This is a genomic window from Nocardioides sp. LMS-CY (assembly GCF_018732145.1).
Classification (GTDB): Bacteria; Actinomycetota; Actinomycetes; order Propionibacteriales; family Nocardioidaceae; genus Nocardioides; species Nocardioides soli.
Genome location: NZ_CP076104.1, coordinates 774,080 through 790,044, shown reverse-complemented (window position 1 = coordinate 790,044; position 15,965 = coordinate 774,080). Strand labels below are relative to the sequence as shown.

Here is a 15,965-nt window from a genome sequence, read left to right as displayed (position 1 = left end):
TTCCCCGGTGGGGGCCTATTCAGTCCGCTCAGAGCGAACAGCACTCGGCGGCGGCGCCAAGGCGCGGGCCGCCGCCGAGATCAGGCCAAACTCAGTGGGCTGCGTCGTAGGCTGAACGGACCTCGGCCGACACGCGACCCCGGTCGGGGACGTCGTGGCCGTTGGCCCGCGCCCACTCACGGATCTCCTTCGCGCTGGGGCCGCCGCTGCTCGCGGCGGACCGGCGCCCGCCCCGGCGCGGTGCGGCACCGACCTTGCGGCCATGGCCGACGTACGGCGCGAGCAGGCCGCGCAGCTTGTCGGCGTTCTTGTCGTTGAGGTCGATCTCGTACGAGGTGCCGTCGAGGCCGAACGAGATCGTCTGCGTCGCCTCGCTGCCGTCGAGGTCGTCTTCGAGAACAATGTGGATCTTCTGCGCCATGAGAAATCCTTTCGGGCACGGGCCCATATCGCCTATTCGGCCGCCACTCCCAGTGCGGATATCAGGCAACGCTACAGCACGTCCGGCGATACTCGCGACGGGCAACCGCGCCGAATTCGGCGCTTAGAAAAGCAGGTTCTTCAACGCCACGGCCACCCCGACGAACCCGGCCACGAGAAGGACAATGTCCCATCGGCGGCGTTGACTGACCACGCAGGCGAATACCGCAACAGCTGCCGGGAGCAGACTGAGGCCATATCTACTCGGGATCGCAAAGTAGGCGTGAGCGCCGAGGAAGATGACCAACACGAAGAACGGCGCAGCGAGCAGCATCCCGACAACGGTCGAGAACCCGAGGAGTTGCACCTGCCTCGGAGTGGTCGTGCTCCAAGCAGCCCCCAAGTTGGACGCCAGCAACAGGATATTGAAGGCGGCCACGATGGCCAGGAGCAGGGCACTGGCCAAGACCGGCGGCGTATACGAGTTCCACACGGGAGAGAATGTCGAATACAACGTGCCCAGGATCTGCTCCGACCCGATCGAGTCGACTTCGAATCGCGCCATCTCCGGTTCGGGCGGCGACGGCAGCGCGGTAGCCATGATCAGCCCCCGCCAGATGAGCGTGGGGAGCAGCGCCCCGGCGACCAGCCCCGCCATGATGAGCAGGCCGCGGCGACGTTCGAGCTGGACTCTCGAACCGTCGGCGGTCCTGTTCCCCCACGGCAGCATCATCGCCAGCACGAAGATGAGGCTCATGCCCACGACCGCCAGCCCCGTGACCTTGACCAGGCACGCCAGGGCGGCGGCGACCCCGGGCCACGCTGCGCTGGCCTCGGATCGAACGGCAGCCAACGTCATCAACACACACAGCGCACCCACGAGGAGCTGCGGACTGTCGCTGGTGACGGTGGCGGCACTGTGAAGCACACCCGGTGTCCCGGCGAGTAGCAGGCAGACGCCGAGAGCTGCGAACCCGGTGGCGCCCAGGCGCCGGGCCAGAAGGTAGGTGAGCAGCAACCCGGCAGCCAGCCACAACGCACCGAGCGCCCTGGCTCCCGTGACGATGCTGTCGACGCCGGGCAACAGGTCGACGGCCCTCGCGACGAGACCGGTCGAGTAGTAGTAGAGCGGTGGATCGGCGGCCGCCGTGTTGTATCCGAGCTCCTGGAAGGCCGAAGGATCCAGCTCCTCCTGGTGGCAGGGTGGATTGGGGAAGCCGGGAGCGTCGATGCCTCGACAGGCCTGCTCCCGCATCGCCGGCTCTTCGACCCGGTCGTTGGCGCGGACGAACTCCAGCTCCGAGGCCCGCTCGAGATAGTCGACGTGCTGCAGCTCATCGAGAGGCGAGAGCGTGGAGTACTGCTTCATGTGGACGAATACGACGATCGCCGAGATCGCCAGGAGCAGCCCGGCGACAGCCATGGTCTTCCGTCGCCGATTGCTGTCGTCAGCCCGACGAGACGCGGTCCGACCGTCGGGACTCGGGCTGTCCAGTGTGCTTCTCCTCGCAGCGTCCGACCGACCATCACTTCGACCCCGTGACGCGGTCGCGGACGCCCCGGGAGTCTCCGGTTCGGTCATGACAGATCCGGCAGGTAAGGGTCGACCACCGGCATCTCCCAGCGGCGAGTGAGCAGGTCCCGCTCCCAGGCATCCACCTGTGCCACGCGCGTCTGCGACTCGAAGTGGAACGCCTTGGCGGTCGAAATCCAGACAATTCGCAGGCCGATGTGCGCCACCTTGAGCGAGAAGTCGACGTCGTTGAAGTTGACGGGCAGAGTTTCCGTCATTCCCCCGACGCGCTCGTAGGTCTCCCTGGTGACGGCGATGCAGGCACCCGTGACCGCCGACACCTCGCGATTGATGACCAGCGCGGCGAAGTGACCCGGGTCGTCGAACGCGGACCGCGAGAAGACGTGGATCGGCCAGCGCTTCTTGAACACCAGGCCGACGTGCTGTGCCGTCGTGTCCGCGAAGCGCAGGTTGGCCCCGGTGAGGCCGACGCCCTCCTCCAGGACCGGGCCGACGAGGTCGGGCAGGAAGTTCTCACTGATCAGCTCGACGTCGTCGTTGAGTATCACCAGCAGGTCGCCGGAGGCCGCGAGCGCACCGAGGTTGCACTTCTCGCTGAAGTTGAAATCGTTGTGGTACGGCAGCAGCTTCAGGCGCTCACCTGCGAGTTCGAGCAGTTGGGTGAGCACCCATTCGGGCGTCGAGTCGTCGTGCACCACGACGAACTCGAGATTGTCGTGTCCGCCCTTCTCCAACACGGAGCGGACGGCTTCGACGACGAGCGCGCGGTCCCGACCCCACGCCCGGCGCACGGTCCCCCGCGTCGGAATGACGATGCTGACCAGCTCGTCCGGGGGCAGCTCGCGCCTGAGGAGCACCGAGCCGGTACGCGGCTCGAGGTAGGACGTCGCCTTGAGCCCCGTGCGTTCGATGTGGTCTCGAACCGCACGCAGGCGGGCGTCGACGGCGTACGGCTTCGCCTCCGCCGCGGAGGCGGTCGAACTGGCGATCGCCCGCCAGTGGTAGAGCACCTCGGGGACGTGCACGACGCGGCGGGCCCGCTCGGTGACCCGCAGCACGAGGTCGTGATCCTGCGAGCCGTCGAAGCCGAGCCGGAAGGCACCGACCTCCCGGACCAAGGAAGCCCGCAGCACGGAGAGATGGCAGGTGTACATCTGTGCGCGGAACCGCTCCGGCGACCACGGCGGCTTACGGAACAGCGAGAAGTGGTTGCCGTCCTCGTCGATCTTGTCCTCGTCGGAGTAGAGGTAGTCGACGTCCGCCTCGGAGTGGATGGCGGCGTGCATCACCTCGAGCGCGTCGGGGGTCAGCAGATCATCATGGTCGAGCAGCGCGAAGAACTCGCCTCGCGCCGCGTCAACCGCGTCGTTGGACGCGGCACAGATCCCGCCGTTGGTCGCCCGCTCGACCACCCTGATCCGACTGTCGGCGGCCGCTGCGTCGCGAAGGACCGTGCGCACCTCCTGCTCCGGGGACAGGTCGTCGACGAGCACGAGCTCCCAGTCGGCGAACGACTGCGCGAGCACGGAGTCGATCATCTCCCGCAGCACGTCGAGCCCCGGGTTGTACACGGGGGTCAGGATCGAGAAGTACGGCGCATCCACGTCAGGCACCGCGGCGGAAGATTCGGCCGGGGCTGGTCACGACCCGACCAGCTCGCCAGGTGCGGGAGGCGCGCAGCTCCCGCTCCGCTCGGCGGGCCAGCCGGAGCCTACGGCGCAGCGCCTTGATCCGGCGCCGGGTGTTCGCGAGCTTCTTGGTCCGCTCCTTGAGCCTCCGCTCGGCGATCTCACGCTGACGATTCGCCTGGGCGACCCGCTTGCGGCCGCTTGCGGCCTCGGCTTCCAGCCCCAGGATGTGATCGCGCACGTTCAGCAGCTCACGACGCAGCTGCGCCGCCTGTGCAGTGCTGATCTCGGCGAGGTTGCGGGTGTGCTGGAGGGTCTCGAGCTCCTCTTGGTAGCGACGCGCGTACTCGTCGGACTCGCGGATCTCCTGAACCGGGATCACCGGCACCAGCTCGGGCAGCTCCGCGGTGTCCTCGGGCTGGGTCGGGTGGGCGCTCGTCACGAACTGGTAGACGAACGAGTCCGGCTGGTCGCGCACCCACTCGATGAAGCCGGGCGGCAGCTCGTCGGGGCGGACGTCGACCTCGCTCGACAGCGGGTCGATGGTCACGCCCCGGAGGTGCTCGATGGTCAGGCCGGCGCTGGCGAAGAGCTTGGCGACGCCGGCGCGGTCGAAGAAGCGCACGTGCGTCTCGTCGAGGAGGCCGACCTGGGTGTAGGTCCACTGCCCACGGAGCAGCGCCAGCCGCAGCGAGCCGTGGGTGACGTTGGGGATCGAGACGACGATGCGACCGCCCTCGGCCAGGAGGGACACGGCGTCGCGCAGCGCCCGGACCGGGTCGACCAGGTGCTCGAGGACGTCGCCGAAGACGACGGCGTCGAAACTGCCCTTGTCGAAGTGGTCGGTGAGGGGCTCGGTCTCGAGGTCGGCGATGACCAGCTCCTCGAGGAGCGGCCGCGCCTGCTCAGCGGCCTCCGCGTCGATGTCGACGCCCCAGACCTTGCAGTTGCGCGCCGCGAGACCGCTCGCGACGTAGCCGGTGGCGCAGCCGACATCGAGCACGCGCTTGTGGGTGCCGACGAGTTCGACGATCTGGGTATGGCTCACGTTCCGGTTGGCCATGTCCACATGGGTGTCGTATCGCGCCACGCCGTCTCCGCTTCGTCTTCTTCTCGGGGCGCTCCACGATGATCCCCCCGGCCGATCGCGCGGCAGTCTACCGGAGCCACCGGCGGGTCACCGGTTGCGGGCGAAGACCAGCTCGAGCCCGCGCAGGGTCAGCCAGGGATCGTGCGCGGTGAAGCACCGGCAGTCGTCGACGACCAGGGGCGCGAGATAGCCGGTCGCGATCACGGTGACGTCCTCGACGGGCGCGCCGAGCTCCTCGATCATCCGGCCGACGATGCCCTCGACCTGGCTGGCCACGCCGAAGACCATCCCCGACTGCAGCGCCTCGACGGTGTTCCTGGCGATCACCGACCGGGGCCGGGCGAGCTCGACCTTGCGCAGCTGCGCGCCCCGGCGGCCCAGTGCCTCCAGGGAGATCTCGATGCCCGGCGCGATCGCGCCGCCGACGTACTGGTCCTGCTCGTTGACGACCTCGAACGTCGTCGCCGTGCCGCGGAAGTCGACCACGATCGCGGGGCCGCCGTAGTCGCGGGCGGCCGCGAGGGCGTTCATGATGCGGTCGCTGCCGACCTCGCGCGGGTTGTCCATCAGCACGGGGATGCCGGTGCGGACGCCGGGCTCGACCACGACCGTGGGCACCCCGGCGAAGTGTCGGGCCAGCATCTCCCGCCACTCGTGCAGCACCGCGGGCACCGTCGCGCAGACCGCGATGCCGTCGACGTCGCCGGCAGGGGCGTCCGCCAGCAGCCCGCGCAGCAGCACCGCCCACTCGTCGGAGGTACGCCGCTCCTCCGTGGCGACCCGCCAGTCGGCGCGGACCTGCCCGTCGTCGACCAGCCCCAGCACCGTGTGGCTGTTGCCGATGTCGGCCGCGAGCAGCGCCATCAACCCTCCGACAGGTCGAGCCCGAGGTCGAAGACCTTGACCGAGTGGGTGAGCGCGCCGACCGAGATGAAGTCGACGCCGGTCTCGGCGACCTCCCGGGCCCGCTCGATCGTCAGGCCCCCGGAGGCCTCGAGCGTCGCCCGGCCCCCGGCGATGCGCACCGCCTCGGCCATCGTCGCGGAGTCCATGTTGTCGAGCAGGATCTCGGTGCAGCCCGCCTCGAGCAGCTCGCGCAGCTCGTCGAGGTCGGTGACCTCGACCTCGACCCGCAGGTCCGGGTACGCCGCCCGCACCGCGTCGTACGCCGGCACCACGCCGCCGGCCGCGACCACGTGGTTGTCCTTCACCATCGCCCGGTCGCTGAGGCTGAACCGGTGGTTGACGCCGCCGCCGCAGCGCACGGCGTACTTCTGCAACGCGCGGAAGGTCGGCAGTGTCTTGCGGGTGTCGAGCACCCGGGCGCGGGTGCCGGCGAGCGCGTCGACCCAGTGCGAGGTGGCGGTCGCGACGCCCGAGAGGTGGCTGGCGTAGTTGAGCGCGGTGCGCTCGGCGGTGAGCAGCCCGCGGGTCGGGCCGGACACGCGCATGACGACGTCGCCCGGCACCACCCGGGTGCCGTCGGCGACCCGGTCGGTGACCTCGACGGTGTCGCCCATGACCTCGTGGAAGACCAGCGCGGCGACGCCCAGGCCCGCGACCACACCGGCCTCGCGGGCGGCGAAGACGCCGCTCCCCCGGGCCTCGGTCGAGATCGTGGCGACGCTCGTGACGTCGTCCCCGGGCAGGTCCTCGGCCAGTGCGGCGCGGATCTGGGCGAGCACCGCGTCGGGGTCGAGTCCGGCGGCGCGCAGCTCGTCGTCGTACGGGGTGGGCATCAGGCTCCGTCCGTGGCTGGGGCCGGGGTGAAGGCCAGCGTGCTCGCGCCGTCGCGCATCACGACGTCGAGGTGGCCGGCGAAACGGGCGTCGTCGCGCTCGGGGAAGTCCTCCCGCCAGTGCGACCCGCGGGTCTCCTCGCGCAGCGCGGCGGCGTCGGCGAGCGCGGTGCTGATCGTGAGCAGGTTGGTGGTCTCCCAGGACTCCTGGTCGACGCTCTCGGCCGCGACGCCGGCGAGCTTGTCGAGGTGGCCGAGCCCGTCGGCGAGCCCGTCGGCGCTGCGCAGCACCCCGGCGCGCGCGGTCATCACCTCCTGGAGCTCCCGGCGCACCTCGCCCGGCACCAGGCCGGCCGTGCGGGTGTCGGGCGCGGGCGGCCGCAGCGGGCGCAGCTCCTCGGGCAGCACGGTCGCGATCCGCCGCGAGAAGACCAGCCCCTCGAGCAGGGAGTTGGAGGCGAGCCGGTTGGCGCCGTGGACGCCGGAGCAGGCGACCTCGCCGGTGGCGTAGAGGCCCGGGACGTTGCTGCGTCCCCACAGGTCGGTGCGCACCCCGCCGGAGGCGTAGTGGCAGGCCGGGGCGACCGGGATCAGGTCGGTGACCGGGTCGACGCCGTGGCGGCGGCAGGTCGCGAGGATCGTCGGGAACCGCCGCTCCCAGAAGGCGCGGCCCAGGTGCCGGGCGTCGAGCCACAGGTGCGGCTTGCCGGTCTCGTCCATGCGGCGGGTGATCGCCTTCGCGACGACGTCGCGCGGGGCCAGGTCGCCGAGCTCGTGGACGCCCTGCATGAGGCGGTCGCCGTCCCAGTCGACGAGGAAGCCGCCCTCGCCGCGCACCGCCTCGGAGATCAGCGGCTGCTGGCCGCGCGAGTCGGCGCCGAGGTACATCACCGTCGGGTGGAACTGCACGAACTCCAGGTCGCGCAGCACCGCGCCGGCGCGCAGCGCCACCGCCATGCCGTCGCCGGTCGAGACCGACGGGTTGGTCGTCTGGGCGAAGACCTGGCCGAGGCCGCCGCTGGCGAGCACGACCGCGCGGCACAGCACGGCCCCGACGCCGTCGCGCTGGCCCTCGCCCATCACGTGCAGCGTGAGGCCCGCGACCCCGCCGTCGTCGGCGAGCAGGAGGTCGACGGCGAGCGCGTGCTGGATGACCTCGATCTCCGGAGTCTGCGCGATCGCGGCGATCAGCGCCCGCTGGATCTCGGCGCCCGTGGCGTCGCCGCCGGCGTGGGCGATCCGGTCGCGGTGGTGGCCGCCCTCGCGGGTCAGCGAGAGCTCGCCGTTCGGGTCGTGGTCGAAGTTGGTGCCCAGGGCGATCAGCTCGCGTACGGCGTCCGGCCCCTCGGTCACCAGCACCTCGACCGCGTCGCGGTCGCAGGCGCCGGCCCCGGCGACCAGGGTGTCGACGAGGTGCTCGGCGGGCGTGTCCCCCGGGCCGAGCGCCGCGGCGATGCCACCCTGGGCCCACTGGGTCGAGCCGGCCGCGAGCACGTCCTTGGTGACGACCAGGATCTTCCCGACCTGTCCCCGCAGTCGCAGTGCGGCCGTCAGCCCCGCGATACCGGAGCCGACGACGACGACGTCGGCGGTGGTGGTCCAGCCGGGTGCCGGGGCGAGCAGGCGCCCGGGCACACGTCGGACGGGGGCGGTGGGCACTGGCGAAGGCTACCGGTTGGCGAGTCGGTCGCCGCGCGTCAGGCCCGAGCCGTCGACCGCCTCGGCCGGGTCGAAGCCGGTCGCCAGGATCCGGTTGTCGGCGTCGACGAAGACCACGTGCGGCTGGTGCTCCTTGGCCTCGGCGGTCTCCATCTGGCCGTAGCCGATCAGGATGACCAGGTCGCCGGGGTGCACGAGGCGGGCCGCCGCGCCGTTGATGCCGATCACCCCGGAGCCGCGCTCCCCCGCGATCGTGTAGGTCTCGAGCCGGGCGCCGTTGGTGATGTCGACGATGTGCACGAGCTCACCGGGCAGCAGGTCGGCCGCGTCGAGCAGGTCCTCGTCGACGGTGACCGAGCCAACGTAGTGCAGGTCGGCCTGGGTCACCGTGGCGCGGTGGATCTTGCTCTTCATCATCGTGCGGAGCATCAGGACTCCTCCTCGGTTGCGGCCACCCGTCCGATCACGAGCGGCAGGTTGTCGATCAGCCGGGTGGTGCCGACGCGGGCGGCCACCAGGATCCGGGCCTCGGTCCCGGGAGGTACGTGGGGCGGCAGCTCGCCCAGGTCGGGGTCGGTGACCACCAGGTAGTCGAGGTCCACGCCCTGGGCGGCGCGCAGCTCGGCGCGGGCGGCGGCCAGGGCGCTGGCCGGGCCGTACTCCGCGGCGTGCTGCGCGACCCGGAGCAGCCGGCTGAGCGCGGTCGCGGCGTCCCGCTGCTCGGCGTCGAGGTAGCGGTTGCGGCTGGACAGCGCGAGCCCGTCGGCCTCGCGGACGGTCGGGGCACCGACGACCTCGACGCCCATGTTCAGGTCGAGCACCATCCGGCGCACCAGCACCAGCTGCTGGTAGTCCTTCTGGCCGAAGACGGCGACGTCGGGGCGCACCAGCCCGAACAGCTTCGCGACGACGGTGAGCACGCCGCGGAAGTGGCCGGGCCGGGTCCGCCCCTCGAGCAGGTCGGCCACCGGGCCGGGCTCGACGACGACCTGCGGGGCGCCGCCGGGGTAGACCTCCTCGACGCTCGGCGCGAAGACGATGTCGACGCCCTCGCGGGCGCACACCTCGAGGTCGGCGGCGAGCGTGCGGGGATAGCGGTCGAGGTCCTCGCCGGCCCCGAACTGGAGCGGGTTCACGAAGATCGAGACGACGACCGGCCCCGTCTCGCCATCTCGGGCCACCCGCTCCCGCGCGGCGCGGATCAGGCTGGCGTGGCCCTCGTGCAGCGCGCCCATGGTCGGCACGAAGCCGACGGGCCGACCGCCCGCGCGGGAGTCCGCGAGCAGGCTCGCGAGCTCGGCGCGCGTGGACGCGAGGGTGGGAGTCGTCATCGGTGGGTCGGCGTGCGCGCGGCAGCGCGCTCCGCCTCGTCGAGCACCCGGGTGATCGCGGCGGCGCGGATCGGCAGCACCCGGCCGTCGGTCACGGCCCGGCCCAGGGTGGCGCGGGCCAGCGCGACGTACGAGGTCAGCGTGAGCGGCGCGTTGGCGCGGATCTCGGCGAGATGGGCGCGCACGGTGTTGACGTCGCCGCGGACGATCGGCCCGGTCAGCGCGGCGTCGCCCTGCTCGAGGGCGTTGTCGAGCGCGGCGGTCAGCAGCGGGCGGAGCGTGCCGGCGGGGTCGTCGGAGCCGGCGGCGGCGAGCAGCTCCATCGCCTGGGTGACGAGCGTGACGAGGTGGTTGGCGCCGTGTGCGAGGCCGGCGTGGTACAGCGTGCGCATCTCCTCGGGCACCCAGGTGGGGCGTCCGAGGAGGTCGGCCACCAGCGCCTCGACGAACAGGCGCTCGTCGGGGCCGGCGGTGAGGCCGAAGACGGTTCCGGGCAGGCGGTCGAGGTCGACGGCGGTGCCGGTGAACGTCATCGCGGGGTGCATCGCGGCGACCCGCGCGCCGACGGCGGCCGCGGGCGCCAGCACGTCGAGGCCGTGCCGGCCGGAGGTGTGCACGACGTATTGTCCGAGCCGGATGGCGCCGGCGTCGCTGAGCGTGGTGACGACGTTGCCGAGCATGTCGTCGGGGACCGTCAGCAGCAGCAGGTCGCAGTCGCGCGCCACGGCGGTCGGCTTCCGCGTCGCGACCCCCGGCAGCAGGTCGGCGATGCGGGCGCGGGAGGCGTCGGACTCACCGGCGGCGGCCACGATGTGGTGGCCCGCGGCGCCCAGCGCGGCCGCGAGCACGGCGCCGACCCGACCCGCGCCGACCACGCCCACGCGCAGCGCGGTCTCCCCGGAGTGGTGCGTCATGAGAGAACCTTTCGTTCCAGTCCCGCCGACCACCCGCCGGACCGAGGTCCGTGCGGGCCGGGGTGGGTACCGGACGTTGTTCAATGATCCAGGTGGATGCTGACGCTGTGAGCGTACGCCGCGGCCCACGACCCGGAAACCGGCGTGACCCGTGGGGTGGGTCACACGGACCGGGGTCAGACGCGGCGGGCGATCACGCGGCAGAGCACCGGGTCCTCGGTGCCCCACGGGGCGAGTCCGTCGGACTCGACCTCGTAGACGATCTCCCAGCCGCGCCGGCGCAGGTCGGCCAGGAACTCCCCGGCGCTCTGGTAGCGGCGGTAGTGCTTGGGGTGCGCCTTCTGGAGCTTGGCGTCCTTGTCGGTGCGGAACTCCGCCGCAAGCACGTCGCCGGGCGCGGCCTTGGCGCCGAGGACGTCGAGCAGGGTCTGCTGCACGTCCTCGGTGATCGCGTGCAGCACGAAGCGGGTGTAGTAGAGCACCGGGCCGTCGACCCGGTCGAGGACCTCGCCGAGACCGGCCGCGTCGCCGAGGTCGCAGACCTCGAAGGTCATCCGGTCACCGAGCCCGGCGCCGAGAGCGCGGTCGCGGGCATGGGCGACGCCGACGTCGGAGCGGTCCAGCGCGACGACCGTGCGGCCGACCGAGCCGAAGTAGAAGGAGTCGCGCCCGTCGCCGCAGCCGATGTCGACGACCGTGCCGGGGGCGTCGGGGCGGTCCTGCACGAACTGCGCGAACGACGAGCCCTCGGTGTGGCCGTTGTGCGCGTAGTAGTCGGCCCAGTAGACGGTGGTGCGCTGGGCGGGGGTGAGCTGTCCGGCCTCGTCCTCGCCGCGCCGCTCGATCTTCCAGTCGAAGCCGGTCTTGGGCTGACGCCAGTCGTCGCCGTACAGCGCGGCGAGCAGCTCCTCGGCGCGCACGGGCACCAGGGCGCGGCCGCCGGAGAAGTCGATCTCGCGGGTGCCCTGCCACTCGCGCTCGGTGACCGGGGTGGTGCCGGCGTACCCGAACGGGTGTCGCAGCTCGCCGTCGGCGTCGAGGTAGGTGTGGAAGATGTCGATGCGGTACTTGGACCGCTCCGCGTCGACGATGTGGAGGCACGAGCTCATCGCCTCGACGCGGTAGCCGCGGTCGAGCAGGGTGCGTCCGAGAGCCACCAGCTCCGCGGCCGCCTCCGGGCCGGTGCGCGCCCGCGAGACGTAGGCGACGTCGAAGTCGTTGTCGTGCCCGATGTAGCCGCCCTCGCGGACCGCGCCGAGGAGGGTGCCGAACGTGAGGAACAGGTCGTAGCCGTGCTCCTCCCGCACGATCGTGCGGACCGCGGTGTAGAGGTCCATGACGGCCGCCTGCCACTCGGTGTTGAGCTGCTTGGACAGCTGCACCATGCCGGTGCGCGCCAGCACCCAGCCCGACCCGAGCCGCTCCTCCAGCAGCTTCGGGTCGTGCTCGCCGCTGTGAGGCGCCTTCACGAACATGCCGTGCCCGTGGATCGGCAGCGGCCGGCCGTCCACCTCGACCCGGAGGCGCGAGCCGCGCTTGGCGTAGGTCCAGAGGCTGTGGATCTTGAACGAGAACGTGCGGATCTGGGCCCGGCTGTTGCGGCGGTCGCCGCGCGGCGGGCGCAGCGACGGCGTCTTGGTGCGCTTCTTCGCCGACGCCTGCGACATCGCGCCGTCGGCCGTGGCGTACGTCGAGCTCACCTTGAGCGGTCCGAGGAAGAGGTCGACCCGGGTCGGCGCCGCCGCGGCGGGCACGGAGACCCAGCCGAGCACCTGCTCGTGGGAGAACTCCTCGACCATCCCGACGGCGGCCGGTGCCTCGGGCCCGCGAGCCCGGCCACGCCGGAGCAGGTCACGCATCTCGATGCTCCTCGTGGTTCGGCGTGGTGTCGTCCTTGAGCAGGTCGGGGAGTCGCTCGACGGTTGCCCGCACCAGCGCCTGCACGGCGACGGCGACGGCGGCCTGCGGCAGCGCGGGCGGTACGTCGACCGGGCCGACCGGCAGCGGCTCGCGCGCCAGCAGGGCGTCGGGCGACCCGATCACCCGGACCGCGGACTCGCGCACCGCTCGGGCCCGCTCGGCGCCGATCTCGCGCACCTGCTCGGCCGCCCACTCCGGGAACGGCGGGGTCGTCGGCGTGGCCCGCGGCAGATCGACACCCTGGAGGTGGCGGACCAGGCCGGCGGCGGTCCACGGGTCGCGCTCGCGGCGGTCGACCCCGAGGTCCTCGAAGGCGCGGTGGGCCGCCCGCACCAGCTCGACCTCGGCCCACGACAGGCTCGGGTTCGACTGCGACGGGTCGGGGGCGAGCAGCCCCTCGGGCAGTCCGAGCAGACGCTCGAAGGTGCGGGGCAGCAGGGTGCGGTCCGCGCCGTCGTTGACGATCAGGGTGATCCGCTCCGGCCCGACGACCTCGCTCCAGTTGCGCAGCAGGCGGCCGACGTCGTGGGCGCGCCAGACGTTCATGCGCTCGTAGTGGCGCTCGTCGGCGTCGCGGTCGAGGACGATCCGCAGCCACTCCTCCCAGGAGAGCGTCACGCCGGCCTTCACCCGCTCCTGCCACTGCGAGGGCAGATAGGAGTCGAGGCGCCGGGCGACGGCCACCACGTGCACGCGGTCACCGCCGAGCTCGTCGACGATCCGCTGTCGCTGCTCCTTGGTGGCCCGCCCGAAGTCCTCGTTGGAGATGCAGACCCGCTGGTCGCCGGCCGCCTCGACCTCGGCGACCAAACCCTCCCAGTGCTGGATCGGCGGGCGCGCCACGCCGTACTTCTTGCCGGCCAGGCCGATCGACCAGCCGGCGAGCCGCGGCCGACGTCCGGCGCCGGCGTAGTGGACGCCGTGGGCGGACAGCTGCTCGCGGGCCTCGTGGAAGGCCACCTGCACCGCGGTGCTGCCGGTCTTGTGCGGCCCGATGTGGACGAGACGGGTGCCTGCGGGCAGGAGCAGGTCCACGCCATCGCTCACGTGCCACACCTCCCGGGCGTCGTCCGACGGTGCCACGCGGCCCGTTCAGTCCGGGTGGCACTGTAACGGAGGTGGGCGCGGCGGCCCGCACGGGCACCACGGGCCCACCACGGCCCGTCTGCGACACTATCCGGCATGGATTCGAGCCGTCAGCGTCGCGTCGCGGTCCTGCTCGCCGGAGGCGTCGGGGCCCGGATCGGACTCGAGATCCCCAAGCAGCTGCTCAAGGTCGCGGGCCGCACGATCCTCGAGCACTCGCTGATCGCGCTGCACGAGCACCCGATGGTCGACGAGATCGTGATCATGATGACGCCGGGCCACCTCGACGCGGTCCGCGCGATCGTCGCGAAGGGCGGCTACGACAAGGTCGGCCAGATCCTCGAGGGCGGCGAGACCCGCAACGACACGACGCTGCGCGCGCTGGACGCCCTCGGCGACGACGACTGCTACGTACTTCTCCACGACGCCGTGCGACCGTTCGTCTCGGCCCGGATCATCCAGGAGTGCTTCGAGGCGCTCGACTCCTACCCCGCGGTCGACGTCGCCATCCCCTCGGCCGACACGATCATCGAGGTCGGCGACGAGAACACCATCCGCGAGATCCCGCCGCGCGCGGCGCTGCGCCGCGGCCAGACCCCGCAGGCATTCCGGTCGGGGGTGATCAAGGCGGCGTACGTCGAGGCCGGCCGCGACCCGAACTTCGTCGCCACCGACGACTGCACGGTGGTGCTCCGCTACCTGCCCGACCACCCGATCTGGGTGGTCAACGGCGACGACCGCAACATGAAGGTCACCGAGCCGATCGACGTCTACCTCGCCGACAAGCTCTTCCAGCTGACCAGCAACGACCTGCCCTCGCCGGGCGACGAGGGCGCCTACCGCGACGCGCTGGCGGGCCGGACGATGGTCGTCTTCGGCGGCAGCTACGGCATCGGCGCCGACATCGCGGAGCTCGCGACCAGGCTGGGCGCCGACGTGTTCACGTTCAGCCGGTCCAGCACCGGCACCCACGTCGAGCGCCGGACCGACATCGCCGAGGCGGCGCGTCAGGTGCTCGAGAAGACCGGCCGCGTCGACTACGTCGTCAACACCGCCGGCGTGCTGCCGCGCGGCGAGCTGGTCGACACGACCGAGGAGACGATCTACAACGCCACCGAGGTCAACTACCTCGCGCCGGTGTTCATCGCCCAGGTCTTCTTCCCGCTGCTGCGCGAGACCAAGGGCTCGCTGCTGCTGTTCACGTCGAGCTCCTACACCCGCGGCCGCAGTGGCTACAGCCTCTACTCCTCGGCCAAGGCCGCCACCGTGAACCTCACCCAGGCGCTCGCCGACGAGTGGGCCGCCGACGGGGTGCGCGCCAACTGCATCAACCCCGAGCGGACCGCCACCCCGATGCGCACGAAGGCCTTCGGCCAGGAGCCGCCCGGCTCGCTGCTCGACTCCTTCACCGTCGCCCGGACCTCGCTCGACGTGCTGCTCAGCCCGCAGACCGGGCACATCTACGACGTCCGCAAGGACGACCCCCTCGCCGCCGCGGCCGCCGACATCACCGGCGTCGGCTGAGCCGGCACGAACCACTCCTGCAAGAAGGACTGATGAGCTCCGAACGACTCCACCCCAACGCCGTACAGAACCGCCGTCTCCGACGGCTGGCGGCCCTGGAGAAGGCGCCCCACCGGGTGCCGGTCAACTTCTCGATCGTCGGCGTGCAGAAGGCCGCGACCAGCACGATCTACATGATGCTGGCCGCCCACCCGCTGATCGCGCGCGGACCCGAGAAGGAGATGCGCCTGTTCATGATGGAGCATCTCGACTGGGAGCAGCCGGACTACTCCGACTACGTGCGCCCGGCCCGCAGCGCCGAGCCGACGATGGCCGGCGACGCGACGCCGGAGTACCTCTTCTGGCCGCACGCCCTGGAGCGGATGCGGCGCTACGACGCCGACCTGCCGCTGATCGCCACCTTCCGCGACCCGGTGGAGCGCGCCTTCTCCCAGTGGTCGATGCAGCGCTCGCGCGACCCGGAGTTCCCGGACGTGCCCGAGACCATCGAGCGGTGGGCCGACCCCCGACTCCCCCTGGACATCCCCGCCGGCGTCAGCCCCTACGAGCTGCGCCGCCGCTCGCTCTACACCCGCGGGCTCTACGGCCAGCAGCTCGAGCGCGGCCTCGACCTCTTCCCGCGCGAGCAGTGGCTGCTGCTCGACCTGCGCGAGATCGCGACCGACCCCGAGGGCGTGCTCGACCGGCTCACCGACCACCTCTCGCTGCCGCGCTTCGAGAAGTACCCCGAGCGCCTGCACCGCAACCAGACCCCGACCAGCAACGACGGCGCGGCGCCGACCGTCGAGCACATCCAGCGGCTCGTCGACGTGTACGCCGACGACCTGGCCCGCTTCGCCGAGCTCTCCGGCCTCGACCTCAGCGGCTGGTCGACGGTGAAGGTGCTCGACGGCAGGCTGTCGGTCTCCGACTTCCGCGACAAACTGGTGGGCAAGCTCGGACTGGAGGGCTGAGGCGGGCCTCGCCGTTACCGCCTGGCCGCTGTCGGGCGCGGTGTCATAGCGGTGCAATTGCGCCGAAATGGTCGCCGCGGCCGCCGCGGCCGCGAGCAGCCGCCCCTCCCGCCCCCCATGTCACCGCCCGCCGCAGCTTCATCAAGGGATGACGGCCAAACCACGCTC

The 15,965-nt window shown here is 71.8% G+C and carries 14 protein-coding genes; 2 read left to right on the top strand and 12 right to left on the bottom strand.

The window, feature by feature from the left end; translation table 11 throughout:
* Positions 1–91: 91 nt before the first annotated feature.
* The 12 genes from KM427_RS03785 to KM427_RS03730 form a co-directional block, all read right to left on the bottom strand.
* Positions 92–421 carry a histone-like nucleoid-structuring protein Lsr2 gene (locus KM427_RS03785; protein WP_183592691.1) on the bottom strand — a complete coding sequence of 110 codons (330 nt, stop codon included), beginning with the start codon at positions 419–421 and terminating at the stop codon, positions 92–94.
* A 123-nt stretch (positions 422–544) separates the two neighbouring features.
* The gene (locus KM427_RS03780; protein ID WP_215526310.1) at positions 545–1,843 is read right to left on the bottom strand and encodes a glycosyltransferase family protein; all 1,299 of its coding nucleotides are present in this window, start codon (positions 1,841–1,843) and stop codon (positions 545–547) included.
* A 155-nt stretch (positions 1,844–1,998) separates the two neighbouring features.
* The gene (locus KM427_RS03775) at positions 1,999–3,567 is read right to left on the bottom strand and encodes a glycosyltransferase family 2 protein (protein WP_215526309.1); all 1,569 of its coding nucleotides are present in this window, start codon (positions 3,565–3,567) and stop codon (positions 1,999–2,001) included.
* Complete coding sequence (locus tag KM427_RS03770) at positions 3,560–4,645, bottom strand: class I SAM-dependent methyltransferase (protein ID WP_215526308.1); 1,086 nt, start codon at positions 4,643–4,645, stop codon at positions 3,560–3,562. Before KM427_RS03770 ends, KM427_RS03775 begins: the two co-directional genes overlap by 8 nt.
* A 114-nt stretch (positions 4,646–4,759) precedes the next feature.
* Positions 4,760–5,536, bottom strand: a complete 777-nt coding sequence (locus KM427_RS03765; protein ID WP_183592689.1) for a type III pantothenate kinase — start codon at positions 5,534–5,536, stop codon at positions 4,760–4,762.
* Positions 5,536–6,411, bottom strand: coding sequence for a carboxylating nicotinate-nucleotide diphosphorylase (nadC, locus tag KM427_RS03760; protein WP_215526307.1), 876 nt, complete (start codon positions 6,409–6,411; stop codon positions 5,536–5,538). Before nadC ends, KM427_RS03765 begins: the two co-directional genes overlap by 1 nt.
* Entirely contained in the window at positions 6,411–8,069 is a 1,659-nt protein-coding gene (locus KM427_RS03755; RefSeq protein WP_252275028.1) for an L-aspartate oxidase, read from the bottom strand. The genes nadC and KM427_RS03755 overlap by 1 nt, the downstream gene beginning before the upstream one ends.
* Before the next feature lie 9 nt (positions 8,070–8,078).
* A complete protein-coding gene (gene panD / locus KM427_RS03750) occupies positions 8,079–8,498 on the bottom strand; it encodes an aspartate 1-decarboxylase (RefSeq protein ID WP_215526306.1) in 420 nt (139 codons plus the stop codon).
* The gene (panC, locus tag KM427_RS03745; protein ID WP_215526305.1) at positions 8,498–9,400 is read right to left on the bottom strand and encodes a pantoate--beta-alanine ligase; all 903 of its coding nucleotides are present in this window, start codon (positions 9,398–9,400) and stop codon (positions 8,498–8,500) included. Before panC ends, panD begins: the two co-directional genes overlap by 1 nt.
* Complete coding sequence (locus KM427_RS03740; protein ID WP_215526304.1) at positions 9,397–10,314, bottom strand: Rossmann-like and DUF2520 domain-containing protein; 918 nt, start codon at positions 10,312–10,314, stop codon at positions 9,397–9,399. The genes panC and KM427_RS03740 overlap by 4 nt, the downstream gene beginning before the upstream one ends.
* Positions 10,315–10,490: 176 nt before the next feature.
* Positions 10,491–12,173: a class I SAM-dependent methyltransferase gene (locus KM427_RS03735; RefSeq protein ID WP_215526303.1), complete on the bottom strand. Its 1,683-nt coding sequence runs from the start codon at positions 12,171–12,173 to the stop codon at positions 10,491–10,493.
* Positions 12,166–13,281: a hypothetical protein gene (locus KM427_RS03730; protein WP_215526302.1), complete on the bottom strand. Its 1,116-nt coding sequence runs from the start codon at positions 13,279–13,281 to the stop codon at positions 12,166–12,168. Before KM427_RS03730 ends, KM427_RS03735 begins: the two co-directional genes overlap by 8 nt.
* Positions 13,282–13,416: 135 nt before the next feature.
* Here KM427_RS03730 and KM427_RS03725 point away from each other — a divergent pair, with 135 nt between their 5' ends.
* Entirely contained in the window at positions 13,417–14,844 is a 1,428-nt protein-coding gene (locus KM427_RS03725; protein WP_215526301.1) for a bifunctional cytidylyltransferase/SDR family oxidoreductase, read from the top strand.
* A gap of 32 nt (positions 14,845–14,876) precedes the next feature.
* Positions 14,877–15,797, top strand: a complete 921-nt coding sequence (locus tag KM427_RS03720) for a sulfotransferase family protein (RefSeq protein ID WP_183592681.1) — start codon at positions 14,877–14,879, stop codon at positions 15,795–15,797.
* The last annotated feature ends 168 nt before the right edge of the window (positions 15,798–15,965 follow it).

Coding starts and splice junctions, on each gene's coding strand:
- KM427_RS03770 (WP_215526308.1), bottom strand. CDS start 4,645: ATGGCCAACCGGAACGTGAGCCATACCCAGATCGTCGAACTCGTCGGC.
- KM427_RS03725 (WP_215526301.1), top strand. CDS start 13,417: ATGGATTCGAGCCGTCAGCGTCGCGTCGCGGTCCTGCTCGCCGGAGGC.
- KM427_RS03720 (WP_183592681.1), top strand. CDS start 14,877: ATGAGCTCCGAACGACTCCACCCCAACGCCGTACAGAACCGCCGTCTC.
- KM427_RS03780 (WP_215526310.1), bottom strand. CDS start 1,843: ATGGCTGTCGCCGGGCTGCTCCTGGCGATCTCGGCGATCGTCGTATTC.
- KM427_RS03735 (WP_215526303.1), bottom strand. CDS start 12,173: ATGCGTGACCTGCTCCGGCGTGGCCGGGCTCGCGGGCCCGAGGCACCG.
- panD (WP_215526306.1), bottom strand. CDS start 8,498: ATGCTCCGCACGATGATGAAGAGCAAGATCCACCGCGCCACGGTGACC.
- nadC (WP_215526307.1), bottom strand. CDS start 6,411: ATGCCCACCCCGTACGACGACGAGCTGCGCGCCGCCGGACTCGACCCC.
- KM427_RS03765 (WP_183592689.1), bottom strand. CDS start 5,536: ATGGCGCTGCTCGCGGCCGACATCGGCAACAGCCACACGGTGCTGGGG.
- panC (WP_215526305.1), bottom strand. CDS start 9,400: ATGACGACTCCCACCCTCGCGTCCACGCGCGCCGAGCTCGCGAGCCTG.
- KM427_RS03740 (WP_215526304.1), bottom strand. CDS start 10,314: ATGACGCACCACTCCGGGGAGACCGCGCTGCGCGTGGGCGTGGTCGGC.
- KM427_RS03785 (WP_183592691.1), bottom strand. CDS start 421: ATGGCGCAGAAGATCCACATTGTTCTCGAAGACGACCTCGACGGCAGC.